Source organism: Stenotrophomonas sp. YJH_SMC_110 (genome assembly GCF_059369255.1).
Genome location: NZ_JCAFSM010000002.1, coordinates 426,752 through 452,155, shown reverse-complemented (window position 1 = coordinate 452,155; position 25,404 = coordinate 426,752). Strand labels below are relative to the sequence as shown.

21 protein-coding genes are annotated in these 25,404 nt (G+C 66.9%); 15 read left to right on the top strand and 6 right to left on the bottom strand.

The window, feature by feature from the left end; all coding sequences use genetic code 11:
• Nucleotide 1 precedes the first annotated feature (1 nt).
• The 10 genes from AC5P6H_RS06720 (at nucleotide 2) to AC5P6H_RS06675 (ending at nucleotide 8,813) form a co-directional block, all read left to right on the top strand.
• Entirely contained in the window at nucleotides 2-316 is a 315-nt protein-coding gene (locus AC5P6H_RS06720) for a hypothetical protein (RefSeq protein ID WP_006453002.1), read from the top strand.
• Between the two features lie 7 nt (nucleotides 317-323).
• A complete protein-coding gene (locus AC5P6H_RS06715) occupies nucleotides 324-962 on the top strand; it encodes an FMN-binding negative transcriptional regulator (protein WP_014647665.1) in 639 nt (212 codons plus the stop codon).
• A gap of 72 nt (nucleotides 963-1,034) precedes the next feature.
• On the top strand, nucleotides 1,035-1,697 hold the full coding sequence (gene can, locus AC5P6H_RS06710; RefSeq protein ID WP_010480460.1) for a carbonate dehydratase: 663 nt from the start codon (nucleotides 1,035-1,037) through the stop codon (nucleotides 1,695-1,697).
• Nucleotides 1,698-1,716: 19 nt separating this feature from the next.
• Nucleotides 1,717-2,238: a 3-hydroxyanthranilate 3,4-dioxygenase gene (locus AC5P6H_RS06705; RefSeq protein ID WP_495202410.1), complete on the top strand. Its 522-nt coding sequence runs from the start codon at nucleotides 1,717-1,719 to the stop codon at nucleotides 2,236-2,238.
• Nucleotides 2,239-2,443: 205 nt separating this feature from the next.
• The gene (gene kynU, locus AC5P6H_RS06700; RefSeq protein ID WP_014647667.1) at nucleotides 2,444-3,718 is read left to right on the top strand and encodes a kynureninase; all 1,275 of its coding nucleotides are present in this window, start codon (nucleotides 2,444-2,446) and stop codon (nucleotides 3,716-3,718) included.
• 31 nt (nucleotides 3,719-3,749) lie between these two features.
• Nucleotides 3,750-5,117, top strand: coding sequence for an FAD-dependent oxidoreductase (locus AC5P6H_RS06695; RefSeq protein ID WP_014647668.1), 1,368 nt, complete (start codon nucleotides 3,750-3,752; stop codon nucleotides 5,115-5,117).
• A complete protein-coding gene (gene sbcB, locus AC5P6H_RS06690; RefSeq protein ID WP_164077092.1) occupies nucleotides 5,117-6,556 on the top strand; it encodes an exodeoxyribonuclease I in 1,440 nt (479 codons plus the stop codon). Before AC5P6H_RS06695 ends, sbcB begins: the two co-directional genes overlap by 1 nt.
• Nucleotides 6,553-7,239 carry a DUF2461 domain-containing protein gene (locus tag AC5P6H_RS06685; protein ID WP_032962055.1) on the top strand — a complete coding sequence of 229 codons (687 nt, stop codon included), beginning with the start codon at nucleotides 6,553-6,555 and terminating at the stop codon, nucleotides 7,237-7,239. The genes sbcB and AC5P6H_RS06685 overlap by 4 nt, the downstream gene beginning before the upstream one ends.
• On the top strand, nucleotides 7,239-8,219 hold the full coding sequence (locus tag AC5P6H_RS06680; RefSeq protein ID WP_049442459.1) for an aldo/keto reductase: 981 nt from the start codon (nucleotides 7,239-7,241) through the stop codon (nucleotides 8,217-8,219). The genes AC5P6H_RS06685 and AC5P6H_RS06680 overlap by 1 nt, the downstream gene beginning before the upstream one ends.
• A 42-nt stretch (nucleotides 8,220-8,261) precedes the next feature.
• On the top strand, nucleotides 8,262-8,813 hold the full coding sequence (locus tag AC5P6H_RS06675) for a DUF2939 domain-containing protein (RefSeq protein ID WP_142234961.1): 552 nt from the start codon (nucleotides 8,262-8,264) through the stop codon (nucleotides 8,811-8,813).
• Between the two features lie 42 nt (nucleotides 8,814-8,855).
• On the opposite strand, the gene AC5P6H_RS06670 is transcribed toward AC5P6H_RS06675, so the two are convergent.
• From AC5P6H_RS06670 to AC5P6H_RS06655, 4 genes are all read right to left on the bottom strand, one after another.
• Complete coding sequence (locus tag AC5P6H_RS06670) at nucleotides 8,856-9,032, bottom strand: hypothetical protein (protein ID WP_495202409.1); 177 nt, start codon at nucleotides 9,030-9,032, stop codon at nucleotides 8,856-8,858.
• Between the two features lie 51 nt (nucleotides 9,033-9,083).
• On the bottom strand, nucleotides 9,084-10,028 hold the full coding sequence (locus tag AC5P6H_RS06665; RefSeq protein WP_005410242.1) for a 5'-nucleotidase: 945 nt from the start codon (nucleotides 10,026-10,028) through the stop codon (nucleotides 9,084-9,086).
• Nucleotides 10,029-10,075: 47 nt separating this feature from the next.
• A complete protein-coding gene (locus AC5P6H_RS06660) occupies nucleotides 10,076-10,849 on the bottom strand; it encodes an NAD kinase (RefSeq protein WP_032962058.1) in 774 nt (257 codons plus the stop codon).
• A gap of 282 nt (nucleotides 10,850-11,131) precedes the next feature.
• Nucleotides 11,132-16,108: an NAD-glutamate dehydrogenase gene (locus AC5P6H_RS06655; protein ID WP_046431556.1), complete on the bottom strand. Its 4,977-nt coding sequence runs from the start codon at nucleotides 16,106-16,108 to the stop codon at nucleotides 11,132-11,134.
• 250 nt (nucleotides 16,109-16,358) lie between these two features.
• Here AC5P6H_RS06655 and AC5P6H_RS06650 point away from each other — a divergent pair, with 250 nt between their 5' ends.
• From AC5P6H_RS06650 to AC5P6H_RS06640, 3 genes are read left to right on the top strand one after another with little or no spacing between them, the layout of a single operon-like run.
• A complete protein-coding gene (locus AC5P6H_RS06650; RefSeq protein WP_111207029.1) occupies nucleotides 16,359-17,015 on the top strand; it encodes a TetR/AcrR family transcriptional regulator in 657 nt (218 codons plus the stop codon).
• Nucleotides 17,015-18,280, top strand: a complete 1,266-nt coding sequence (locus tag AC5P6H_RS06645) for an efflux RND transporter periplasmic adaptor subunit (RefSeq protein ID WP_288496560.1) — start codon at nucleotides 17,015-17,017, stop codon at nucleotides 18,278-18,280. The genes AC5P6H_RS06650 and AC5P6H_RS06645 overlap by 1 nt, the downstream gene beginning before the upstream one ends.
• A 15-nt stretch (nucleotides 18,281-18,295) precedes the next feature.
• The gene (locus AC5P6H_RS06640; protein WP_046431562.1) at nucleotides 18,296-21,469 is read left to right on the top strand and encodes a multidrug efflux RND transporter permease subunit; all 3,174 of its coding nucleotides are present in this window, start codon (nucleotides 18,296-18,298) and stop codon (nucleotides 21,467-21,469) included.
• A gap of 151 nt (nucleotides 21,470-21,620) precedes the next feature.
• Here AC5P6H_RS06640 and AC5P6H_RS06635 read toward each other — a convergent pair whose 3' ends face one another.
• Nucleotides 21,621-21,908 carry a hypothetical protein gene (locus tag AC5P6H_RS06635; protein WP_277878426.1) on the bottom strand — a complete coding sequence of 96 codons (288 nt, stop codon included), beginning with the start codon at nucleotides 21,906-21,908 and terminating at the stop codon, nucleotides 21,621-21,623.
• 130 nt (nucleotides 21,909-22,038) lie between these two features.
• The gene (locus tag AC5P6H_RS06630) at nucleotides 22,039-23,187 is read right to left on the bottom strand and encodes an acyl-CoA dehydrogenase family protein (RefSeq protein WP_014647680.1); all 1,149 of its coding nucleotides are present in this window, start codon (nucleotides 23,185-23,187) and stop codon (nucleotides 22,039-22,041) included.
• A gap of 153 nt (nucleotides 23,188-23,340) precedes the next feature.
• On the opposite strand from AC5P6H_RS06630, the gene AC5P6H_RS06625 reads away from it, so the two are divergent.
• Nucleotides 23,341-24,270 (top strand): ArsR/SmtB family transcription factor, encoded by a 930-nt coding sequence (locus AC5P6H_RS06625; RefSeq protein ID WP_014037755.1) that lies wholly within the window; start codon nucleotides 23,341-23,343, stop codon nucleotides 24,268-24,270.
• A 13-nt stretch (nucleotides 24,271-24,283) separates the two neighbouring features.
• Nucleotides 24,284-25,375, top strand: coding sequence for a homocysteine S-methyltransferase family protein (locus tag AC5P6H_RS06620; RefSeq protein WP_495202408.1), 1,092 nt, complete (start codon nucleotides 24,284-24,286; stop codon nucleotides 25,373-25,375).
• Nucleotides 25,376-25,404: the final 29 nt, after the last annotated feature.

The following is a 25,404-nucleotide window of genomic DNA, read 5'->3' as shown; positions in this document are numbered from 1 at the left end:
CATGAATGACATCACCGCCTCGCGCGACAGCTGGTGGCTGGCCAGCCTCGGCAACACCCTCATCTGGGCGCGCCTGCGCGTTCGCCCGGCCGGCACTGCCGAAGTGCTCGACAGCGATGGCAACACGCTGAGCTACGACAGCGAAGACACCGCCCGTTCGCAGTTGTTCGACGCCGAGTTCGTCGAGTACGACGGCCTGGACGAGGAGGACGCACTGGTGCGCGGCTTCAGCCTGCACGAAGTGCAGCCGCCGCAGGCCGACAGCGACGAGGGCCTGCGTGGCCGCATGATCCAGTCACTCGGCGGGCGCGCCTGACCCCTGCATGTTCACCCCGCGCGCCTTCGCCGAGACCGACCTGCTCTGGCTGGACCGCCTGCTGGCGCGCGACCCGTTCGTTACCGTGCTCACCCCCGGCAGCGATGGCCTGCCGGAGCTGACCCGGATGCCGGTGCTGTACCGGCGTGACGGCGACCAGATCGAACTGCGCGGCCACTGGGCCCGCGCCAACCCGCAGTCGCGCCACAGCGGCGCGGCCAAGGTGCTGGTCGATGGACCGCACGGTTACGTCTCGGCCAGCTGGTATCCGGACAAGGAGCCCGCCGCGCGGGTACCGACCTGGAACTACGCTGCTGCCGAGCTGCGTGGCCAGCTGCAGACCTTCGACGATGCCGGCGCGCTGGCGGAGCTGGTCGGCGCGATCAGCGACCGCTTCGAAGCCAGCGTCGGCCAGGCCTGGCAGTTCGATGCCACGCGTGCCGAACATGGCCCGGAGCTGCGCGCCATCGTCGGCTTCCGTTTCCAGGTCGAACATGTGCAGATGAAGCTCAAGCTGAGCCAGAACCATCCCGACGCCAACCAGCGTGCGGTGATCGCCGAACTGGAACAGCTGGGCACCCCCTCTTCCACCGAGTTGGCGCAGTGGATGCGCTGGCACCGCGAACAGGCCGCCCGCAGCGACTGAACGCCGCAGATTCCCGCGACGACGCAGCCGGACGGCTGCGGCGCGCCCCCACCCGACGCCAGGGACCCGAACATGAAAGACATCCACAAGCTGCTGCAGAACAACCGCGACTGGGCCGACCGGATCGAGAAGGAAGACCCCGAGTTCTTCCACCAGCTGGCCAAGCAGCAGCACCCGGAATACCTGTGGATCGGCTGCTCCGATTCGCGCGTGCCGGCCAACCAGATCATCGGCATGGCCCCGGGCGAAGTGTTCGTGCACCGCAACGTCGCCAACGTGGTCGCGCACACCGACCTGAACTGCCTGAGCGTGGTGCAGTACGCGGTGGACCAGCTGAAGGTGAAACACATCCTGATCGTTGGCCACTACGGCTGCGGCGGTGTGCATGCCTGCCTGCACAACACCCGCGTCGGCCTGGCCGACAACTGGCTGCGCCACGTCGGTGACGTGATGCAGAAGCACACCGGCATCCTCGATGCGATCGAGACCGATGAGCTCAAGCACGCGCGCCTGTGCGAACTGAACGTGATCGAGCAGGTGGCCAACCTGTGCCGCTCGACCATCGTGCAGGATGCGTGGGCCCGCGGCCAGAAGCTGATGGTGCATGGCTGGGTCTACAGCCTGAAGGACGGACGCGTGCGCGAGATGGGCATCGACGTCGGTTCGCAGGAAGAGCTGCAGCCTGCATATGAAAAGGCCCTGTCCTACATCCCGCGCAAGGGCAAGCGCGACTGATCCCTTACGGATGACCATCATGCTCGCTTCGCCGATCAACCTGCACGCCTGGATCGAAGAGAACCGCCACCTGCTGAAGCCGCCGGTGGGCAACAAGATGATCGACAACGGCGATTTCATCGTGATGGTGGTCGGCGGGCCGAATTCGCGCACCGACTATCACTACGACGAAGGCCCCGAGTGGTTCTACCAGCTCGAAGGCGAGATGGTGCTGAAGGTGCAGGAAGACGGCGCGGTGCGCGACATCCCGATCCGCGCCGGCGAGATCTTCCTGCTGCCGGCAAAGGTTCCGCACTCGCCGCGGCGCCCGCCCGGTGGCATCGGCCTGGTGGTCGAGCGCAAGCGCCTGCCGCACGAGATGGACGGCGTGATCTGGCACTGCGAGCGCTGCAACAACAAGCTGCACGAAGAGTTCTTCCCGCTGCAGAACATCGAGACCGACCTGCCCAAGGTGTTTGCGCGCTACCACGCCAGCCTGGAGCTGCGTACCTGCAGCCAGTGCGGGCACGTGGATCTGCTGCCGGCGCCGGCGGTGGGCTGAGCCCCTCGAACGGTAGTCGCCCACCTTGGTGGGCGCTTGCTCGCTCCCGCCCTGGTAGATGCCCACCTTGGTGGGCGCTTTCTTGTACGTGCGCCAACCAAGGTTGGCGACTACCGGATCACACGGCGCTGGTGCCGGGCCGGCTGCTACCGGGCCATGCCCCAGGCGCTACACTGGCGGTCCCGTTGCAGCCTGTTGCCCGACCATGTCCGACCTGCTCAGCCGCACCCACGCCATCGCCCTGGACGCCGCCGATCCGCTGCGCCCGCTGCGCAGTGAATTCCTGATTCCGCGCCATGAGGGCGGCGAGCAGACCTACTTCGTGGGCAACTCGCTGGGCCTGCAGCCCCGCGGCGCGCAGGCAGCGGTGCAGGAAGTGATGAAGCAGTGGGGCGAACTGGCGGTGGAAGGCCACTTCACCGGCCCGACGCAGTGGCTGTCCTACCACCGCCTGGTGAGCGCGCAGCTGGCCCGCGTGGTTGGCGCGCTGCCCAGCGAAGTGGTGGCGATGAACACGCTGAGCGTAAACCTGCACCTGATGATGGTCAGCTTCTACCGGCCGACCACGCAGCGCCCGGTGATCCTGATGGAAGCCGGCGCGTTCCCGACCGATCGCCACGCGGTGGAAGCCCAGATCCGCTTCCATGGCTTCGACCCGGCCGAGTGCCTGGTGGAAGTGCAGCCGGACGAAGCCAACGGCACGATTTCACTGAACGCCATCGAGCGCGCCATGACCGAACACGGCCCGCGCCTGGCACTGGTGCTGTGGCCTGGCGTGCAGTACCGCACCGGCCAGGCCTTCGACCTCGATGCGATCACCCGCGCCGCCCGCCTGCAGGGCGCACGCATCGGCTTCGACCTGGCGCACTCGGTCGGCAACCTGCCGCTGCGCCTGCATGACGTGGCCCCCGATTTCGCCGTGTGGTGCCATTACAAGTACCTCAACAGCGGCCCGGGCGCAGTGGCTGGCGCCTTCGTGCACGAGCGCCACCACCGCGATACCACCCTGCCGCGCTTTGCTGGCTGGTGGGGCCATGAGGAAGCCACCCGTTTCCAGATGGCGCCGCAGTTCACCCCGGCCATCGGCGCCGAGGGTTGGCAGCTGAGCAATCCACCGATCCTCGGCCTGGCACCGCTGCGTGCCTCGCTGGACCTGTTCGAACGTGCCGGCATGGAGGCGCTGCGCAGCAAATCGCTGGCGCTCACCGGCATGCTCGAAGCACTGGTGCGCGCGCGCCTGCCGCAGGTGCTGGACATCATCACCCCGGCCGATCCGCAGCGCCGCGGCTGCCAGTTGTCGCTGCGCGTGATCGGTGGCCGCGAGCGTGGCCGCGCACTGTTCGAGCACCTGCGCGGCATCGGTGTGCTCGGCGACTGGCGCGAACCCGACGTGATCCGCATCTCGCCCACCCCGCTCTACAACCGCTACCTGGACGTGCACCACTTCGTCGAGGAAGTGGAAGCCTGGGCCGGCCTTTGAGCCGGTCCCTCCCCTGCTGCTGGACAGTTCGTTGATCGCACATGCTTCCCGCTCGTTGAGCATTATCGGTGCCGGCCTGGCCGGGTCCCTGCTGGCCATCCTGCTGTCGCGGCAAGGCTGGCGCATCACCCTGTACGAACGCCGCGGTGATCCGCGCGTGGCTGATTACGAGAGTGGCCGCTCGATCAACCTGGCATTGGCCGAGCGTGGGCGCAATGCGCTGCGCCAGGCAGGTGTGGAGGACGAAGTGATGGCACGCGCGGTGATGATGCGCGGCCGCATGGTGCACCCCCGCGACGGCGAACCGCAGCTGCAGCGCTATGGCCGTGATGACAGCGAAGTGATCTGGTCGATCCACCGCAGCGATCTGAACACCACGTTGCTGGAACTGGCCGAGCAGGCCGGCGCCACCGTGCACTTCCATCGGCGCCTGCACACCGTTGATTTCGACGCCGGTTACGCGCGTTTCATCGATGACCGCGACGACAGCCCGCACGACATCCGCTTCGACACCCTGATCGGTGCCGACGGCGCCGGTTCGGCCCTGCGCGCGGCGATGAACCGCCGTGCCCCGCTGGGCGAGGACATCGCCTTCCTCGACCACTCCTACAAGGAGCTGGAGATCCCTCCGGCCGCCGACGGCAGCTTCCGCATCGAGCGCAATGCGCTGCACATCTGGCCACGTGGCCATTACATGTGCATCGCCCTGCCCAACCACGAAGGCACCTTCACCGTCACCCTGTTCCTTCCCAACCAGGGCGATCCCAGCTTCGCCACGGTCAACACCGGCGCGCAGGCCGAGGCGCTGTTCGCGCGGGAGTTCGCCGACACCCTGCCGCTGATCCCGAACCTGCGCGCGGACTGGGAACAGCACCCGCCGGGGCTGCTCGGCACGCTCACCCTGGAGCGCTGGCACCAGCACGGTCGCGCCGTACTGATCGGTGATGCCGCGCATGCGATGGTGCCGTTCCACGGCCAGGGCATGAACTGCGCGTTCGAGGACTGCGTTGCGCTGGCCCGGCACCTGATGGAAGCGGATGATCTGGAAGGCGCGTTCGCCGCGTTCGAAGCCGAGCGCAAGCCGAATGCACGTGCCATCCAGCAGATGGCGCTGGAGAACTACCTGGAGATGCGCGACCGTGTCGCCGATCCTGCGTTCCTGCTGCAGCGCGAACTGGAGCAGGAACTGCAGCGGCGCTGGCCGACCCGCTTCGTGCCGCACTACACGATGGTCACCTTCCTGCACACACCGTACGCCGAGGCGCTGCGCCGCACCGAACTGCAACGCGACATGCTGGTGGCCGCCACCACCGGTCACGATTCACTGGACAACATCGACTGGGCCGCGCTGGAAGCGCAGATCCACGCGCAGCTGCCGGTCCTGGAGGGCGCGCACTGATGGCCGACAGCTTCCTGTTCTACGACCTGGAAACCTTCGGCCAGGACCCGCGGCGCACGCGCATCTCGCAGTACGCCGCGATCCGTACCGATGCCGACCTCAACGAGATCGATACGCCGGTCAGCTTCTTCGTGCGCCCGGCCGATGACCTGCTGCCCTCGCCGATGGCCACCCTGGTTACCGGCATCACCCCGCAGCAGGCCCTGGCCGAGGGCATCAGCGAGGCCGAGGCCTTCGACCGCATCAACGAACAGCTGTCGCGCCCCGGCACCTGCGCGCTGGGCTATAACACGCTGCGCTTTGACGATGAATTCGTCCGCTACGGGCTGTTCCGCAATTTCCACGACCCGTACGAGCGCGAGTGGCGCAACGGCAATTCGCGCTGGGACCTGCTGGACATGCTGCGCCTGATGCGCGCGATGCGTCCGGACGGCATCAAGTGGCCGCTGCGCGAGGACGGCGCCACCTCGTTCAAGCTCGAGCACCTGGCCGAGGCCAACAACGTGCGCGAGGGCGATGCGCACGAAGCGCTGTCCGACGTACGTGCCACCATCGGCATGGCACGCCTGTTCAAGCAGTCGCAGCCGCGCCTGTGGGAGTACGCGCTGAAGCTGCGTGACAAGCGCTTCGTCGGCGGCCTGCTGGACGTGGCCGCGATGAAGCCGGTACTGCACATTTCCATGCGCTACCCGGCCAGTCGCCTGTGCGCGGCGCCAGTACTGCCGCTGGCCGTGCACCCCACCATCAACAACCGGGTGATCGTGTTCGACCTGGAAGGCGAGATCGACGACCTGCTGGAACTGCCGGCCGAGGTGATCGCACAGCGCCTTTACCTGCGCGCCAGCGAGCTGCCCGAAGGCGTGGCGCGGGTGCCGCTGAAGGAAGTGCATCTGAACAAGGTGCCAGCGCTGATCGCCTGGAACCACCTGCGCGCCGATGACCACGCGCGCCTCGGCCTGGACGTGGCCGCGATCGAGGCCAAGGTGGAACGGCTGCGCGCGTTCGCCCCGCAGCTGGCCGAGAAGGCGCGCCAGGTCTACAACCAGCCCCGCGTCGCCACCGTGGCCGACGTCGATGCCTCGCTGTACGACGGTTTCCTCGGCAACGGCGACAAACCGCTGCTTGCGCTGGCACGCACCACCGCGCCCGAGCAGCTGGCCGCGCTGGAAGGCCGTTTCCGCGACCCGCGCCTGCCGGAGCTGCTGTTCCGCTACCGCGCGCGCAACCACCCCGACAGCCTCGCGCCGGCGGAACGCCAGCGCTGGCAGGATTACCGCCGCCAGCGCCTGCTCGGCGACGGCGGGCTGGGCGAACTCAACCTGCCCCAGTACCGGCAGCAGCTCGATGCACTGGCCGCCGAAGCGCCCGACGATGCGCGGCGCCAGGCCCTGCTGCAATCGCTGCGCGACTGGGGCCAGCACCTGCAGGAGACACTGTGAGCACCTACTTCTCGGACGCCAGTTTCAGGTTCCTGCGCAGCCTGGCGCGGCACAACGACAAGGCCTGGTTCAACGACCACCGCCAGCAGTATGAAGACCACGTACGGCAGCCGTTCCTGCGCCTGCTGGGCGACCTGCAACCGGCCCTGGCCGAGGTCAGCGAACACTTCCGTGCCGATACGCGCGGCGTCGGCGGCTCGCTGTTCCGCATCCACCGCGACGCGCGCTTCTCCAACGACAAGTCACCGTACAAGACCTGGCAGGGCGCACGCCTGTTCCATGAGCGCCGCCGTGAAGTAGCCGCGCCTTCGTTCTACGTGCACCTGCAGCCGGGCGAGAGCTTCGTCGGTGCCGGCCTGTGGCATCCGGAACCGGAAACCCAGCGCCGCGTGCGCCACTTCATCCTCGACAACCCGGGCAGCTGGAAGGCCGCCGCGCACGCACCGGGCCTGCGCAAGCGCTTCGATTTCGAGGAGAGCGAAAAGCTGGTGCGTCCGCCGCGTGGCTTCCCCGCCGACTTCGAGTTCATCGACGACCTCAAGCACCGCAACTGGGTGATGTGGCGCTCGCTGGACGACGCCACCATGACCGGTCCGCGCCTGCTGTCCACGCTGGGCAAGGATCTGGCCGCGCTCGGCCCGTTCGTCGACTACCTGTGCGCGGCGCTGGACCTGGAATTCTGATGCCATTGGCACAGCAACGCCGCACGCTGGGCCGCACCGGCCTGGCGGTTTCGCCGGTGGGCCTGGGCTGTTCCGGCTTCTGGGGGCATCGCCGATTCCCGGAACAATCGGCCGCGAACGTGGTCGAGCATGCACTGGCACAGGGCGTGAACCTGTTGGACACCGGCCACAACTACTCCGGTTTCCACGCCGAGCCGCGGCTGGGCCGCATCCTGCGCACGTTGCTGAAACAATACCCGCGCGACGCGCTGGTGATTTCCAGCAAGGGCGGCACGCTGACCGGCCAGGCCGGCGTCAGCGGCGCCGAGCAACGCAATTTCTCGCCGGCAGCCATCACCGCCAGCTGCGAGGCTTCGCTGCGCAATCTCGGCCTGGATCACCTGGATATCTACCAGTTGCATGGCGCCAGCGAGCACGACATCAACGATGACCTGCTGGCCGCGCTGCAGCGCCTGCGCGAACGCGGGTTGATCCGGCACACCGGCATCAACACCCACTCGGCCTCGACCCTGCGCTGGATGATCGCCCATCCCGACGCCTTCGATGTGGTGCTGCTGGACTACAACGCCCTGCAGCAGGACCGCGAACCGCTGATCGACCAGTTGCAGGCGGTGGGCATCGGCGTGCTGGCCGGGACCGTGCTGGCGCAGGGCCACCTGCTGCCCGCGCGCCCGCGCCTGCCACGGCTGGCCGATGGCTGGTACCTGGCGCGCGCCTGGCTGAAGCCCAGCAGCCGGCAGCTGATGCGCAGTGCCCGCCAGATGCGCCGGGCAGTGGCCGCGATCCGCAGCCAACGCCCGGCCCAGACCGCCTTCGCCTATGCGCTGGGCCATCCCGGCGTGGCCAGCGGCATCCTTGGCACCACCCGTACCCGCAGCCTCGACGAGGTGCTGGCGACGCGGCTGGAAGCGCTGACCCCGGCCGAACGGCAACAGCTGGTCGATGCCTTCGGTGACGGCCGTGGCTCGCCCAGTCAGTGAGTCTTCACCCGGCACTGCCGCCATTGCGGCAGTCTGGTCGGCATGAAGAAACTCACCGCACTCAGTGTGCTGCTGGTCCTGGCCGTCGCGGCCTGGTGGTTCGGCGGCCCCTACATGACCGTCAATGGCCTGTCCAAGGCCATCGAGCAGCGCGACACCGCCCGACTGGAGCGTTACGTCGACTTCCCGCGCGTGCGCAGCAGCCTGCGTGCGCAGCTCAACGACTACCTGGTGCGCCAGGCCGGCCCCGACGTGGCATCCAGCCCGTTCGGCGCCCTGCTCTACGGGCTGGGCGACCAGCTTGGCGGTGCCGCAGTGGAGACCATGGTGACCCCGACCGGGATCGGCGCGATGCTGCAGGGCCACGTGCTGTGGAAGCGTGGCCGCAATGAACTGCAGGGCGGCGATGCCTTCGGTGCGACCGAACCGGCGCGGCCGCTGAAGCATGCCGAGCATCATTTCGAGGCACTGGACCGATTCGTGATCGACGTCGATCGCGGCCCCGGCCAGCCACCGTTGAAGGTGGTGCTGGAGCCGCAGGGCCTGCGCTGGAAGGTGGTGGACCTGCAGCTGGGAATGTCGGGCAGCCCTTGATCGGACCCGTGGCCTGACGGCAGCGCCAACCAAGGTTGGCAACTACCGGGGCATGTGGCTGTGGTAGATGCCCACCTTGGTGGGCATGTCGCTGTGGTAGATGCCCACCTTGGTGGGCATGTCGCTGTGGTAGATGCCCACCTTGGTGGGCATGTGGCTCTGGTAGATGCCCACCTTGGTGGGCATGTGGCTCTGGTAGATGCCCACCTTGGTGGGCATGGGTCCTAGGCAGTGCAAACCAACGGTTGGCACCTACCGGTCGAGTCCGCCCTACCCCTCGTTGGCGACGCCGTGCGGCACGTGGCCGGCGGCCACATGCTCGCGGGCGCTGTCGATGTTGTGCTGCGAATCGTCGAAGAAGATGTCGGCACCGAAGGCCTGCAGGAACGGGCCCTTGTGACGGCCGCCCAGGAACAGTGCCTCGTCCAGGCGCACGCCCCACTCGCGCAGGGTGCGGATCACCCGCTCATGCGCCGGTGCCGAACGCGCGGTGACGAGCGCGGTACGGATCGGCGCGCTCTCGCCGGCCGGGAACACTTCCTGCAGCGTATGCAGGGCCGACAGGAAGCCACGGAAGGGACCGCCACTGAGCGGCTCGCGGGCGCGCTCGCGCTCGTGGCGGCCAAACGCTTCCACGCCCTGCTCGCGCGAGATGCGCTCGCTCTCGTCACCGAAGATCACCGCGTCACCATCGAAGGCGATGCGCAGCTGGCCGGCCGGGCGACCAGTATCGATCTGGTCGGCGGCTGCCGCAGCGGTCTCGCCCGGCGGCTTGGGCAGGATGGTTGCCGCCGCGATGCCATGACGCAGCGCGCTGCGCACCGATTCGGGGTTGGCCGACAGGAACAGGTCGGTACCGAACGGCTTCACGTACGGCCAGGTCGGCTCGCCGGCGGTGAAGGTCGCGCGGATGATGCCCAGCCCATAGTGCTGGATCGAATTGAAGATGCGCAGGCCGGTATCGGCCGAGTTGCGCGACAGCAGGATCACCTCGACCCGCGGGTTCTCCGGGCTGGCGCCCTGGTTCAGCGCCAGCAGCTTGCGCACCACCGGGAAGGCCACGCCGGGGCCGAGGATATCGTCCTCGTGCTGGCGCTGGAATTCGGCGTAGGCCGCCACGCCATCACTTTCGAACAGCGCATGGCTTTCCTCGAGGTCGAACAGCGCGCGCGAGGTCACCGCGACGGTCAGCAAGCGGGGGGAGTTGTCGCCCATCGGTGGGGGTCCTTCAAGCGGTCGGCGGGGCCGGCCGCCCATTGTCCTCAAAAAACGAACTGTTCGCTCAGGATCCTGTCTTCCAGGTTGTGCTCCGGGTCGAACAGCAGGGTCACGCGGCGGTCCTTCGACTCGCGGATGGTCACCTCGACCACGTCGCGGGTCTCGTGCGAATCCGCCGTGACGCTGACCGGGCGCTTGTACGGGTCGAGCACGCGGAAGCGCACCTCGGTATCGGCCTTGAGGATCGCCCCGCGCCAGCGACGCGGCCGGTACGGGGCCAACGGCGTCAGCGCGATGGTGTGCGAGCCCAGCGGCAATACCGGGCCATGCGCGGAATAGTTGTAGGCGGTGCTGCCCGCCGGGGTGGCCACCAGCACGCCGTCACCGATCAGCTCGGCCACGCGTTCCTGGCCGTTGAGGTCGATGCCGATATGCGCGGCCTGCCGGGTCTGGCGCAGCAGCGAGACATCGTTGTAGGCCAGCGAACCGGTACTGGTGCCCGACTCGGTCAGCGCCACCATTTCCAGCGGGCGCAGGTTGGCCGGTTCGGCACGCGCAATGCGGGCCTGCACGTCGTCGTCGCCACGGTACTGGTTCATCAGGAAGCCGACGGTGCCCAGCTTCATGCCGAACACCGGCTTGCCCAGGTGCCCATGCCGGTGCAGGGTCTGCAGCATGAAGCCGTCGCCCCCCAGCGGACACAGCACGTCGGCCTGCTCCGGCGCGTGATCGCCATAACGCGAGACCATCGCGGCGCGGGCCATCTGTGCAGGTTCGGTGGCGCTGGCCAGGAAAGCGATGCGGGGGGTGTCGCTCATCGGTGGATCCGGGTGGGTGTGCCAGCAAGAGCATACCCGGTAGTGCCGGCCGCTGGCCGGCAGCTGCACCCGATTGTGATCCATGCGGTTGCCGGCCAGCGGCCGGCACTACCCGGCAATGCAGAACGGCCCCGCTTTCGCGGGGCCGTTCCTCCAACTGCTGCAGATCAGGAGCCCCCCCTGAGTCAGGGGGGCGCGCCAACGGCGCGGGGGTCTGGGAGCATGGTTGGCATGGGGCCCACGGTTTGCAGAGCAAACCGTGGGGCGTCAGCGCGAATGCGCTTACGCACCATGCGCGGCCAGCTGACCCAGGCGCTGCACCGCGACCGAAACGGTCGGGTAGTCCAGGGTCTTCTGCTCGGCCAGTTCGGCCAGCATCGCCAGGGTGAAGCGCAGGCTGCTGTCGTCGCGACCCATCCAGGCCGCCACCTTTGCTTCGGCACTGCTGCCCTTGGTACCCAGCACCTGGCCCGCCAGATTGCGGTGGTTGGCGGCCAGCTCGTCACGCAGCACGCCACGTGCCACCGCGTGCCAACGGCCATTGACCTCCAGCGCATCGACCTGCTCGAACAGCCACGGCAGCTGCAGGGCATCGCCCAGGCGGAAGTGGACCTTGGACACGTCCACCGGCTTCAGCTTGCGGGTACGGGCCAGTTCGATGATGTCGAACGCCGGCTCCAGGAAGTGCAGTTCGGCCAGCTGCTGCGCCAGCGCGGACGGCAGGCCCTTTTCCTTCCACTCGGCCACCAGGGCTTCGTAGGTCGGACGCTGCGAATCCGGCAGCACACCCGAGGCAACGCGGATGTCGTTGAACGGGCCCTGGTAGCGGTTGACCGCTTCGGTGATGCCGGGCATCGCGCCGGGGCGCGACAGCAGCCAGCGCACGAACGAGCGCTGCAGCTTCCAGATCACTTCCAGGGCGTCGATCTGCACCGACTCCGGCACCTTGCCGTCGAGGGCATCGATCTGCGCCCACAGCGCGCGTGCATCCAGCGTTTCACGGCTGATGGTGTAGGCCTTGGCGACCTCGGCGATGGAACGGCCGGTGTCTTCCTGCATGCGCATCAGGAAGGTGGCGCCCATGCGGTTGATGGTCTGGTTGGTCACGGCCGTGGCGATGATTTCGCGCTTCAGGCGGTGACGCTCCATTGCGTCGGCATACTTCTTCTGCAGCGGGGTCGGGAAGTAGCGCTGCAGTTCCTTGGACAGGTACGGATCTTCCGGGATGTCCGAATCCAGCAGCTGGGCGAATGCCACCAGCTTGGAGTAGGACAGCAGCACCGACAGTTCCGGACGGGTCAGGCCCTGGCCGCGCGCCTTGCGCTGCGACAGCTCGGCATCGGACGGCAGGAACTCGATCTGGCGATCAAGCAGGCCCTGCTGTTCCAGGGTACGGATGAAGTGCTGCTTGGAACCCAGGCGCTTGACCGCCATCCGCTCCATCAGGCTCAGCGCCTGGTTCTGGCGGTAGTTGTCGTTGAGCACCAGCTCGGCGACTTCATCGGTCATCGAGGCCAGCAGCTTGTTGCGCTGCTCGACGGTCAGCTTCTTGGCCCGCACCACATCGTTGAGCAGGATCTTGATGTTGACTTCATGGTCGGAGGTGTCGACACCGGCCGAGTTGTCGATGAAGTCGGTGTTGAGCAGCACGCCGGCCTGCGCGGCTTCGATGCGGCCCAGCTGGGTCATGCCCAGGTTGCCGCCCTCGCCCACGACCTTGCAGCGCAGCTCGCCACCATTCACGCGCAGCGCGTTGTTGGCACGGTCGCCGACATCGCTGTGCTGCTCGCTGGCGGCCTTGACGTAGGTACCGATGCCGCCGTTCCACAGCAGGTCGACCGGTGCCTTCAGGATCGCGCTCATCAGCTCGTTCGGCGACAGCGCCTTGACGTTCTCGTCCAGGCCCAGCGCTTCACGCACCTGCGGGGTGATCTCGATCGACTTCAGGCTGCGCGGGTACACGCCGCCGCCCTTGCTGATCAGCTTGGCATCGTAGTCCGCCCAGCTCGAACGCGGCACGGTGAACAGGCGCTCACGTTCGACGAACGTGGTGGCCGCATCCGGGTTCGGGTCCAGGAAGATGTGGCGGTGATCGAACGCAGCCACCAGGCGGATGTGGCGCGACAGCAGCATGCCGTTGCCGAACACGTCGCCGGACATGTCGCCGACGCCGACCGCGGTGAAGTCCTGGCTCTGGCTGTCACGGCCCAGCGCACGGAAGTGGCGCTTGACCGACTCCCACGCACCGCGTGCGGTGATGCCCATGCCCTTGTGGTCGTAACCGACCGAACCACCGGAGGCGAACGCATCGCCCATCCAGAAGCCGTGCGCGATGGCCAGGCCGTTGGCGATGTCGGAGAAGGTCGCAGTGCCCTTGTCGGCGGCCACCACCAGGTACGGATCGTCCATGTCGTGGCGCACGACATCCACCGGCGGCACGATCTTGTTGTTGACGATGTTGTCGGTGATGTCCAGCAGGCCCTGGATGAACAGCTTGTAGCAGGCCACGCCGTTGGCGAAGATCGCATCACGGTCGCCGTTCACCGGCGGGGTCTTGGCGAAGAAGCCGCCCTTCGCGCCGACCGGCACGATGACGGTGTTCTTGACCATCTGTGCCTTGACCAGGCCCAGCACTTCGGTACGGAAGTCTTCGCGACGGTCCGACCAGCGCAGGCCACCACGGGCGACCGCGCCGAAGCGCAGGTGGGTACCTTCCACGCGCGGGCCGTAGACGAAGATCTCGCGGTACGGGCGCGGCTTCGGCAGGTCCGGCACCAGCGCCGAATCGAACTTGAAGCTGATGACATGGCCGTGCTGGCCGTTGGCATCGGTCTGGTAGTAGCTGGTACGCAGGGTCGCGTCGATCACGCCCATGAACGAGCGCAGGATGCGGTCCTCGTCCAGGCTGGACACGCGGTCCATCAGCTTCAGCAGCGCATCGCGCGCGGCCTGCATCTGCGCGTCGCGGTCACCCTTGCGGGCGTCGACCACGGTCTTGAGCACCTTCAAGGTGGCATCGTCACCGGCAGCCAGCACGTCGAAGTGGGCCTTCAGCTGGGCCTGGCCGGCGGCGATGTCGTCCTTGCTCTCGTGGCCGGTGGCCGGATCGAAGCGGGCCTCGAACAGCTCGACCAGCAGGCGGGCCAGCAGCGGGTAGCGCGCGAAGGTGCCTTCCACGTAGGCCTGGGAGAACGGCACGCCGGTCTGCAGCAGGTACTTGCAGTAGCCGCGCAGCATGGCGACCTGGCGCCAGTGCAGGCCGGCAGCCAGCACCAGGCGGTTGAAGCCGTCGTTCTCGGCATCGCCGTGCCAGACGCGGGCGAAGGTCTCGCCGAAGGCTTCATCGACACTGGCGGCATCGATCGCGCCGGCGGTCGACTCGACCTCGAAGTCCTGCACGTACACCGGGGCGTTGTCGACCGACAGGCGGTACGGACGCTCGGCGATCACGCGCAGGCCCATGTTTTCCATCATCGGCAGCGCGTCCGACAGCGGAATGTCGTCCAGCTGGCGATACAGCTTCAGGCGCAGGCCATCACCGCTTTCGCGCGGCACGGCCTGCAGGCTCAGGCGCAGGTCGTCCGGGCCGGTCAGGGCGTCGAGCTGGCTGACATCGTTGGCGGCAACCGCGGTGCTGTTGTCTTCGATGTAGCCGGCCGGCAGCGCCTTGCCGATACGGGCGGCGATGCGCAGGCCTTCGGTCTCGCCGTGGCGGGCCACCAGCGCTTCGCGCAGGTCGTCCTGCCAGTTGCGCAGCACCTGGGCCAGCTTCTGCTCCAGTTCGGCGGTATCGACGTCGAGCATCTCACCCGGCTTCGGGCGCACGATCAGGTGCACCTGGGCCAGCGGCGATTCGCCCAGCACCACCGAGCTGTCGACGTACTCGCCGTGCAGCGCGTCCTTCAGCATCGCTTCGATGCGCAGGCGCACGTCGGTGTTGAAGCGCTCACGCGGCAGGTAGACCAGCGCGGAGATGAAACGGCTGTACTTGTCGCGGCGCAGGAACAGGCGGCTGCGCACGCGCTCCTGCAGGCCCAGCACGCCCATCGCGGTGCGGAACAGTTCGTCCTCGCTGGACTGGAACAGTTCTTCGCGCGGCAGGGTTTCCAGGATGTGGCGCAGGGCCTTGCCACTGTGGCTGGCCGGGGCCAGGCCCGACTGCTTCATCACGTGCTCGTGGCGCTGGCGCACCAGCGGGATTTCCCACGGGCGGCGGTTGTAGGCGCTGGAGGTGAACAGGCCGAGGAAGCGCTGCTCGCCGATGATCTTGCCCTTGGCGTCGAATTCCAGCACGCCGATGTAATCCATGTAGCCAGCGCGATGCACGCGCGAACGGGCATTGGTCTTGGTCAGGATCAGCGCATCCTTCAGACCGGACGTGGTGTTCAGGCCCTGCGCGGCCAGGGTCTTGACCGGACGGGCGGCGGACTTGTCCTTGCCGCGCATCAGGCCCAGGCCGGTGTCGTTCAGCGGCGCCAGCACCTCTTCCTTGCCCTGCTTCTCGACGCGGTATTCGCGGTAGCCGAAGAAGGTGAAGTGGTTGTCGGCGGCCCAGCGCAGGAACTCCTGTGCTTCCTTGCGCGATGCGTCGTCGACCGGCAGCTGGCGGCTGCCGAGGTCGTCGGCCAGCGCCAGTGCCTTGTCCTTCATCGGCTGCCAGTCGCGCACGATCGCACGCACTTCGTCCAGCGCCTTGTTGATAGCCTGTTCGATGGCAGCCATGGCGTCGGCCGGCTGGCGGTCGATCTCCAGCAGCATCACCGACTCGGCATCGCCCTCGCCGACCTTGACCAGCTTGCCGGCCTTGTCGCGGGTGAAGCGCAGCACCGGGTGGCCCAGCACGTGGACACCCACGCCCTGCTCGGCCAGCGACATGGTGACGGTATCGACCAGGAACGGCATGTCGTCGTTGACGATCTGCAGCACGGTGTGCGGCGATTCCCAACCGTTGGCCTTCGCAGTCGGATTGAACACGCGGACGTTGGCCTTGCCGGCCTTGCGGGCACGGGCGAATTCCAGCGTCTCAGCCGCGAGCGCGGCCCACTCTTCAGCGCTGTGGTGCGGGAACTCGTCCGATTCCATGCGCTTGTAGAAGTCAGTGGCGAAGGCCACCGCTTCGGCCTGTGCGGCCGCGGGGTAGCGCTTGCGCAAGGCCGTGTACACCGGCTCCAGGGAGAAACCAGCGGTCACTGCGACCTCCGACTCTGCTGGTTTCGTCTTGTTTTTCACGGTCTTGGCTGCGGTTTTTTGCGGTTTCATGGCAGAGCGATGCGCTTGCTCAGTTGGGAAAATGAAATTGTAGCCCTACCGCACGAAAAGGCCTTGCTGCAGGACGGAATAAGCAGATTCGGGTTTGCTGCGGTTTAGACGCCTATTCAGTTCGCTCCGGTATGGAGCTGGCGCCTGCTTCAGCAGTGCCGACAGGATCGGCAAAGCGTGTTACCGAAAGACACACGCGGCGACGCCGATTCGATTCCACAATCCTGAACTGGACGGTATAGTCCACCGCGTGAACCCGGCCTACCTCCCCGTTGCCCTCGACGCGCGCGATGAGCGCGTGTTCGATGCCGTGCGCAGACTGCTGGCCGAGCAGGGCATGCAGATGAGCATGGACGCGGTGGCCCAGCATGCCGGCTGCTCCAAGCAGACCCTGTACTCGCGCTACGGCAGCAAGCAGGAACTGCTGCGCCGGGTGATGCAGCGCCACGTCGGCCACGCCACCGGGGCCATGCTGCGTGCACTCCGCAGTGACGACCTGCGTGCCAGCCTTCTCCAGTTCGCCACCGACTTCCTGGAGCATTTCAACCAACCGCACGTAGGACAGGCCTGCCGGCTGATTGCAGCCGAGGCAGCCCAGTTTCCCGAAGAGGCGCGTACGCTGTACCGGCACGGTGCCGGCGCGCTGACGCTTCATCTTGCTGAATGGATTGAAACCGTTTGCATGCAAGGCCAGCTCCGGCATGACGACCCGCACTTCATGGCCGAACTGCTGCTGAGCATGATCGCCGGTCAGGATTTCGACAAACAGCGCTTCCATACCCCCCATCGTGATGACGCGCTCCTGCGTCGGCGCTGGGCAGAGTTCTCCGTCGACAGCTTCCTGCGCGCGTTCGCGCCACAGCCGTCGCCGGCCCCGTCTACAAACCAACCCCGGAGTTCCTCCTGATGACCGCCCCACTCCGCACCCTTGCCTTGACGTGCGCCGTTGCTGTCGCGCTGGCTGCCTGCAAGAAGCCGGAACAGCAGACGCCCCCGCCGCCGGAGGTGGGCGTGATCGACGCCAAGCCGCAGACCCTGCCGCTGCAGCGCGAGCTGGTCGGCCGCCTGTCGCCGTTCCGCAGCGCCGACGTCCGCGCACGCGTACCCGGCGTGCTGCTCAAGCGCGTTTACCAGGAAGGTTCGCAGGTCAAGCAGGGCCAGACCCTGTTCCTGATCGACCCGGCGCCGTTGCGTGCCTCGCTCAACGCCTCCGAGGCCCAGCTGGCTTCGGCCCGCGCCACCTACGCCAATGCCAAGGTCGCCGCCGATCGCGCGCGCTCGCTGGCGCCGCAGCAGTTCGTCTCCAAGTCCGACCTGGACAACGCCGAATCGGCCGAGCGCACCGCCCTGGCCGCCGTCAAGCAGGCCGAAGCGGCAGTGACCTCTTCGCGGATCAACCTGGGCTACGCCGAAGTGACCGCGCCGATCAGTGGCGTGGCCAACAAGCAGCAGGTCACCGAGGGCGCGCTGGTCGGCCAGGGCGATGTGACCCTGCTGACCACCGTTGACCAGCTCGACCCGCTGTATGTGAACTTCTCGCTGAGCGTGGATGAGCTGACCCAGCTGCGCGCGCAGCAGGCCAAGGGCTCGCTGGCGCTGTCCGGCGACGGCAAGGCCACGGTCAACGTCAAGCTGGCCGACGGCAGCACCTATGGTGAGCCGGGCACGCTGGACTTCTCCTCGACCACGGTCGACCCGGCCACCGGTGCGGTGTCGCTGCGTGCGCTGCTGCCGAACCCCCAGCAGATCCTGCTGCCGGGCGCCTTCGTCAGCTTCCAGGCCAACCTGGGCGAGCGCAACAATGCCTACCTGGTGCCGCAGCAGGCGCTGCTGCGTGACACCACCGGCGGCTACGTGATGGTGGTCGGTGCCGACGGCAAGGTGGTGCGCAAGAACGTGAAGACCGATGGCGCGCAGAACGGCAACTGGTTGGTCAGCGACGGCCTGGCCGCCGGTGACAAGGTGATCGTGGCCGGCGTGCAGAAGGTCAAGGAAGGTGCACCGGCGGTGGCCAAGCCGTGGACCCCGGGGCAGGACGCCAACGGCAAGCCTGCCGCAGGCGGCGCCGCTCCGGCTGGCGCAGCACCGGCGGCAGGCAAGGCACCGGCCGACGCCAAGCCGGAACAGGCCGATGCGGCCAAGCCGGCCACCACCGATTCGAACAAGCAGTAACGGGAACCTTCCGTCATGCCTAAATTTTTCATCGAACATCCAGTCTTCGCCTGGGTGGTTGCGATCCTGATCTCGCTCAGCGGCGTGATCGCGATCCTCAACCTGGGCGTGGAGTCCTATCCCAACATCGCCCCGCCGCAGGTCACCGTCTCGGCGACCTACCCGGGCGCCAGCGCGGACACCACCGAGAAATCGGTCACCCAGGTGATCGAGCAGCAGCTGACCGGTATCGATCACCTGCTGTACTTCAGCTCCTCGTCGGCCTCCAACGGCCGCGCGCAGATCACCCTGACCTTCGAGACCGGTACCGATCCGGACATCGCCCAGGTGCAGGTGCAGAACAAGGTTTCGCTGGCCACGCCACGACTGCCTTCGGAAGTGACCCAGCAGGGCGTGGTGGTGGCCAAGGCCAATGCCGGCTTCCTGATGGTGGTGGCGCTGCAGTCCGATACCCCGACCATCAACCGTGACGCCCTGAACGACATCGTCGGCTCGCGCGTGCTCGACCAGGTCTCGCGTATCCCCGGCGTCGGCAGCACCCAGCAGTTCGGTTCCGAGTACGCCATGAACATCTGGCTGAACCCGGAGAAGATGCAGGGCTATGGCCTGTCGGCCAGCCAGGTACTGGCCGCGGTACGTGCGCAGAACGTGCAGTTCGCCGCCGGTGCGCTGGGTTCGGACCCGTCGCCGGAAGGCCAGCACTTCACCGCCACGGTCTCGGCCGAAGGCCGCTTCAGCTCGCCGCAGGAATTCGAGAACATCATCCTGCGCGCCAACGCCGATGGCTCGCGCGTGCTGCTCAAGGACATCGCCCGCGTCGCCTTCGGTGCCAACAACTACGGCTTCGACACCCAGTACAACGGCAAGCCGACCGGCGCCTTCGCCATCCAGCTGCTGCCGGGCGCCAACGCCCTGAACGTGGCCGAAGCGGTGCGCGCCAAGATGGACGAGCTGCAGCCCAGTTTCCCGTCCGGGGTGACCTGGTTCTCGCCGTACGACAGCACCACCTTCGTCAAGATCTCGATCCAGGAAGTGGTCAAGACCCTGTTTGAAGCGGTCCTGCTGGTGTTCCTGGTGATGCTGATCTTCCTGCAGAACTTCCGCGCCACACTGATCCCGACCCTGGTCATCCCCGTCGCCCTGCTCGGTACCTTCCTGGGCATGTGGATGATCGGCTTCACGATCAACCAGCTGACCCTGTTCGCGATGGTGCTGGCGATCGGCATCGTGGTCGACGATGCGATCGTGGTGATCGAGAACGTCGAACGCATCATGAGCGAGGAAGGCCTGGCGCCGAAGCCGGCCACGCAGAAGGCGATGACCCAGATCACCGGCGCGGTGGTGGCGATCACCGTCGTGCTGGCGGCGGTGTTCATCCCGTCCGCCCTGCAGGGCGGCGCCGCCGGTGAGATCTACAAGCAGTTCGCCCTGACCATCGCCATCTCGATGGCGTTCTCGGCGTTCCTGGCACTGGGCTTCACCCCGGCGCTGTGCGCGACCTTCCTCAAGCCGACGCACAACGACAACCCGAACATCGTCTACCGCACCTTCAACAAGTACTACGACAAGATCAGCCACACCTACGTGGGCCACATCACCTCGGCGGTGCGCCATGCGCCGCGCTGGATGATCCTGTTCGTGGTGCTGACCGCGCTGTGCGGCTTCCTGTTCACCCGCATGCCGGGCAGCTTCCTGCCGGAAGAAGACCAGGGCTATGCGCTGGCGATCGTGCAGCTGCCGCCGGGCTCGACCAAGGGCCAGACCAACGAAGTGTTCGCGCAGATGCGTGGCATCCTGGAAAAGCAGGATGGCTATGAAGGCATGCTGCAGGTGGCCGGCTTCAGCTTCGTCGGTTCCGGCGAGAACGTGGGCATGGGCTTCATCCGCCTGAAGCCGTGGGAGGAACGCAAGTTCACCGCGCCCGAGTTCATCCAGAACATGAACGGTGCGTTCTACGGCATCAAGGAAGCGCAGATCTTCGTGGTCAACCTGCCCACCGTGCAGGGCCTCGGCCAGTTCGGCGGCTTCGACATGTGGCTGCAGGACCGCAGTGGTGCCGGCTACGAACAGCTGACCCAGGCGCGCAACATCCTGCTGGGCAAGGCCGCGCAGAAGCCCGAAGCCCTGGTCGGCGTGCGTCCGAACGGGCTGGAGAACGCCCCGCAGCTGCAGCTGCACGTGGACCGCGTGCAGGCGCAGTCGATGGGCATGTCGGTGTCGGACGTGTACAGCACCATCCAGCTGATGCTGGCCCCGGTCTATGTCAACGACTTCTTCTACGAAGGCCGCATCAAGCGCGTGACCATGCAGGCCGATGGCCCGTACCGCACCGGCCAGGAGTCGCTGAAGAGCTTCTACAGCCCCTCCACCCTGACCCAGAACGCCGATGGCACCAACGCGATGATCCCGCTCAACACGGTGGTCAAGTCCGAATGGGTGTCGGCACCGCCGTCGCTGAGCCGCTACAACGGCTACTCGGCGATCAACATCGTCGGCTCGCAGGCCCCAGGCACCAGCTCGGGCGAAGCGATGCAGACCATGGAGAGCATCGTCAACGACGACCTGCCGGCCGGCTTCGGCTACGACTGGTCCGGCATGTCCTACCAGGAAATCCTGGCCGGCAATGCCGCCACGCTGCTGCTGGTGCTGTCCATCGTGGTGGTGTTCCTGTGCCTGGCCGCCCTGTATGAAAGCTGGTCGATCCCGGTGGCGGTGCTGCTGGTGGTGCCGCTGGGCGTGCTGGGCGCACTGGGCCTGTCGATGCTGCGCGGCCTGCCCAACGATCTGTTCTTCAAGATCGGCCTGATCACCGTGATCGGCCTGGCCGCGAAGAACGCGATCCTGATCGTGGAGTTCGCGGTGGAGCAGCGCGCAGCCGGCAAGAACCTGCGCGATGCCACCATCGAAGCGGCCCGCCTGCGCTTCCGCCCGATCCTGATGACCTCGTTCGCGTTCATCATGGGCGTGATCCCGATGGCGATCTCCACCGGCGCCGGCGCCAATTCCCGCCACGCCATCGGTACCGGCGTGATCGGCGGCATGCTGTTCGCCACCCTGCTCGGCCTGCTGATGATCCCGGTGTTCTTCGTGGTCGTGCGCCGCATGCTGGGCGACAAGCTGGATGAACCGTCCAAGGAGTTCATGGAACGCCAGCGCGACGCGGATGCTGCACACCGCCCGGATCGTTGATCCGGCAGTGCGCTGAAACGAAAAGGCCCCGGAGCGATCCGGGGCCTTTTTCTTGCCGCCTTTGAATTCATGCCAACCAAGGTTGGCATCTACCAGGGCAACGGCATGCCCGGTAGCCGCCAACCTTGGTGGGCGCCGTTCGAGTCACGTTTCAGCGCAACAGCGCGACCACCAGGCACACTGCCACGATTACCAGTGCAGCCCACTGCATGGGCACAAAGAAGAAATGATGGGGCGCCACTTCGCCCTTCTGCCGGGGTGCCCGGTTGAGCCACAGGCCCAGCAGCACGTTCACCGCCGCGCCAATGCTGGCACCCAGCAACACCTGCGAGAGTGGGGTGTTGCCCTTGGGGCCTGCGTGCGGGAAGAAATACGCCAGCAGCAGGATCGCTGCGATCGGCGTGATCAGTGTCAGGATTCCCCAACCACGATAGATCATCTGTGCAGACCGTATGGAAACGGCCTGCATTGGAACAGATCCGGCATCGTTCGGCCAAGAGCACAGCGCATCCACGCGTGGCGCGGATCGACCGGCCGCGCCGCCATTGCAGCGGCGCGGCCGTTGCGTCTCAGCGCAGTCCGGTTTCGTTGCGGGCGATCACCAGGCGCTGGATTTCCGAGGTGCCTTCATAGATCTCGGTGATCTTGGCATCACGGAAGTAACGCTCCAGCGGCATCTCCTTCGAATACCCCATGCCGCCGTGGATCTGCACCGCCTGGTGGGTGATCCACATCGCCGCTTCCGAGGCGGTGAGCTTGGCGATGGCGGCTTCGTTGCTGAAGCGCTTGCCCTGGCCCTTCACCCAAGCCGCGCGCAACGTCAGCAGCAGCGCTGCATCCAGCTTGCACTTCATGTCGGCAATCTTGGCCTGGGTCATCTGGAAGGTGCCGATGGCGGCACCGAAGGCCTTGCGCTCCTTCACGTACTCCAGGGTCGCTTCATAGGCGGCACGGGCGATGCCGATGGCCTGCGAGGCGATACCGATGCGGCCGGCATCGAGCACGCTCATGGCGATCTTGAAGCCCTCGCCCTCCTGGCCCAGCACGTCCTCGGCCTGCGCCACGTAATCGTTGAACTCGATCTCGCAGGTGGCCGAGGCGCGGATGCCCAGCTTGGGCTCGGTCTTGCCACGACCGAAACCGGCCTTGTCGGTATCGATGATGAAGGCGGTGATGCCGCGCGCGCCCTTGTCCGGCTCGCTCATCGCGAACAGCACGATGTACTTGGCCACCGGGCCGGAGGTGATCCAGCTCTTCTTGCCATTGATGACGAAGGTGCCGTCGGCCTGTTTCACCGCGCGGCAGCGCATGGCAGTGGCATCGGAACCGGACTGCGGCTCGGTCAGCGCGAACGCGCCGATGGCGGTGCCTTCGGCGATGGCACGCACGTAGGTCTGCTTCTGCTGCTCGGTACCGTGGGTGAGGATGCCGTTGCAGAACAGCGAGTTGTTGACCGACATGATGGTCGAGTGAGCGGCGTCGGCGGCGGCGACCTCCACCATCGCCAGCACGTACGCAACCGGGTCCATGCCCGCACCGCCGTACTCGGTCGGCACTTCGATGCCCATCAGGCCGTTCTCGCCCAGCAGGCGGATGTTGTCCAGCGGGAACTCGCCGGTGCGGTCATGGTGCTCCGCGCTGGGGGCGATCTTTTCCTGCGCGATGCGCCGCGCCACGTCCTGCAGCATCAACTGCTCTTCGGTAAAGCTGAAATCCACAACACCCTCCCGGGTACATGAAGTTATGGGCCGCATACGGCGCGCCCAGGTGCTCCGATTGTACCGGGGGCCGGCTGTTTCCGTACGCTGGCGACTTGACCGCGGCAGGCCCTTTCGGCGAATATATCTCTATATCGCGATAGGTAGATATTTATGGATCTGGAAGACTGGTCGACCCGCCTGAAGGTGTTCGCCGATGCCACCCGCGTGCGCCTGCTGGCGCTGCTGGAGCAGGAGGAACTGACCGTGGCCGAACTGTCGGCAATCACCCGGCTGGCGCAGCCGCGCGTGTCCACCCACCTGGCGCGCCTGAAGGAAGCCGGCCTGGTCCGCGACCGCCGTGCCGGCGTGTCGGCCTACTACCGTTTCGACGAAGCCCAGCTGGACCCGGCGCAGCGTGCATTGTGGCATGCCTTGAGCAACGGAAGCGACGACCCGTTGCTGCGCCAGGATGCCGAGCGCGTGGCTGCAGTGCTGGCCCATCGCGCCTCTGACCAGAACTGGGCCGACAGCGTGGCCGGCGACATGGAGCGCCACTACTCTCCGGGCCGTACCTGGGAGGCGCTGGCGCGCACCGCCTTGCCGTTGCTGGAGACCGGCGACGTGCTGGACATCGCCTCCGGTGACGGCGTGCTGGCCGAACTGGTCGCCCCCCACGCCAAGCGCTACATCTGCATCGATACCAGCGCGCGCGTGGTCGCCGCTGCCAGCGAGCGCCTGCGCCGGCTGCCCAATGTGGAAGTCCGCGAGGGTGACATGCATGCCCTGCCGTTCAAGGACGGCAGCTTCGACCTGGTGGTGCTGATGCACGCGCTGACCTATGCCAGCAAGCCGGCGCAGGCCGTAACCGAAGCCGCACGCGTGCTGCGCCCGGGCGGCCGCCTGCTGCTGTGCAGCCTGGCCCGTCACGAGCACAAGGCAGCGGTGGAGGCCTATGGCCACGTCAACCTCGGCTTCAGCGACAAGGAGCTGCGCAAGTTCGTCGACAAGGCCGGCCTGCAGGTGTCCAGCCTGGAAACGGTCACCCGCGAGAAGCGTCCGCCGCACTTCGAAGTGATTTCGCTGATCGCCAACAAGCCCTGAGCCCGAGACCACCATGCCTGCCCTGCCCTGGTTGCATCCTGATCGTGCAAACGCCCTGCTCGACGCCCTGCGCGAGCGGATCCTGATCATCGACGGCGCGATGGGCACGATGATCCAGCGCCATGGCCTGCAGGAAGACGACTACCGCGGCGAGCGATTCGCCGATGGCTATGACCATGCGCACGGTCCCGGCTGCGACCACGGCACGCCTGAAGGCCATGACCTGAAGGGCAACAACGACCTGCTGCTGCTGACCCGGCCGCAGGTCATCGCCGACATCCATACCGCATACCTGGACGCCGGGGCGGATCTGGTCGAGACCAACACCTTCAACGCCACTTCGGTCAGCCAGGCCGACTACCACCTCGAACACCTGGTGTACGAGCTGAACAAGGCCGGCGCCGCCGTTGCACGCGCCTGCTGCGATGCGGTGGCTGCGGCCACGCCGGGCAAGCCGCGCTTCGTGATCGGGGTGATCGGTCCCACCAGCCGCACCGCTTCGATCAGTCCCGACGTCAACGATCCGGGCTTCCGCAACACCAGCTTCGACGAGTTGCGCGACACCTATCGCGAAGCCATCGAGGGCCTGATCGATGGCGGCGCCGACACCCTCATGGTCGAGACCATCTTCGACACGCTCAATGCCAAGGCCGCGCTGTATGCGCTGGAGGAGGCCTTCGACGCGCGTGGTGCACGCCTGCCGGTGATGATCTCCGGCACCATCACCGACGCCTCCGGGCGCACCCTGTCCGGGCAGACCGCCGAGGCCTTCCATGCGTCACTGGCGCATGCGCGCCCGCTGTCGATCGGCTTGAACTGCGCGCTGGGCGCCGAGGCGATGCGCCCGCACGTGGAGACCCTCTCGCAGGTCGCCGACTGTTACGTCAGCGCGCACCCCAACGCGGGCCTGCCCAACGCCTTCGGCGAGTACGACGAAACGCCTGAAGAGATGGCCACCACCCTGCGCGGCTTCGCCGAGGATGGCCTGTTGAACCTGGTCGGCGGCTGCTGCGGCTCCACCCCCGACCACATCCGTGCGATCGCCCGCGCCGTGGCCGGGCTGCCGCCGCGCGCCCTGCCCGGTGTCCAGGAGCAGGCCGCATGAATGTCGCCGCCACCGTTCCACACTTCCCG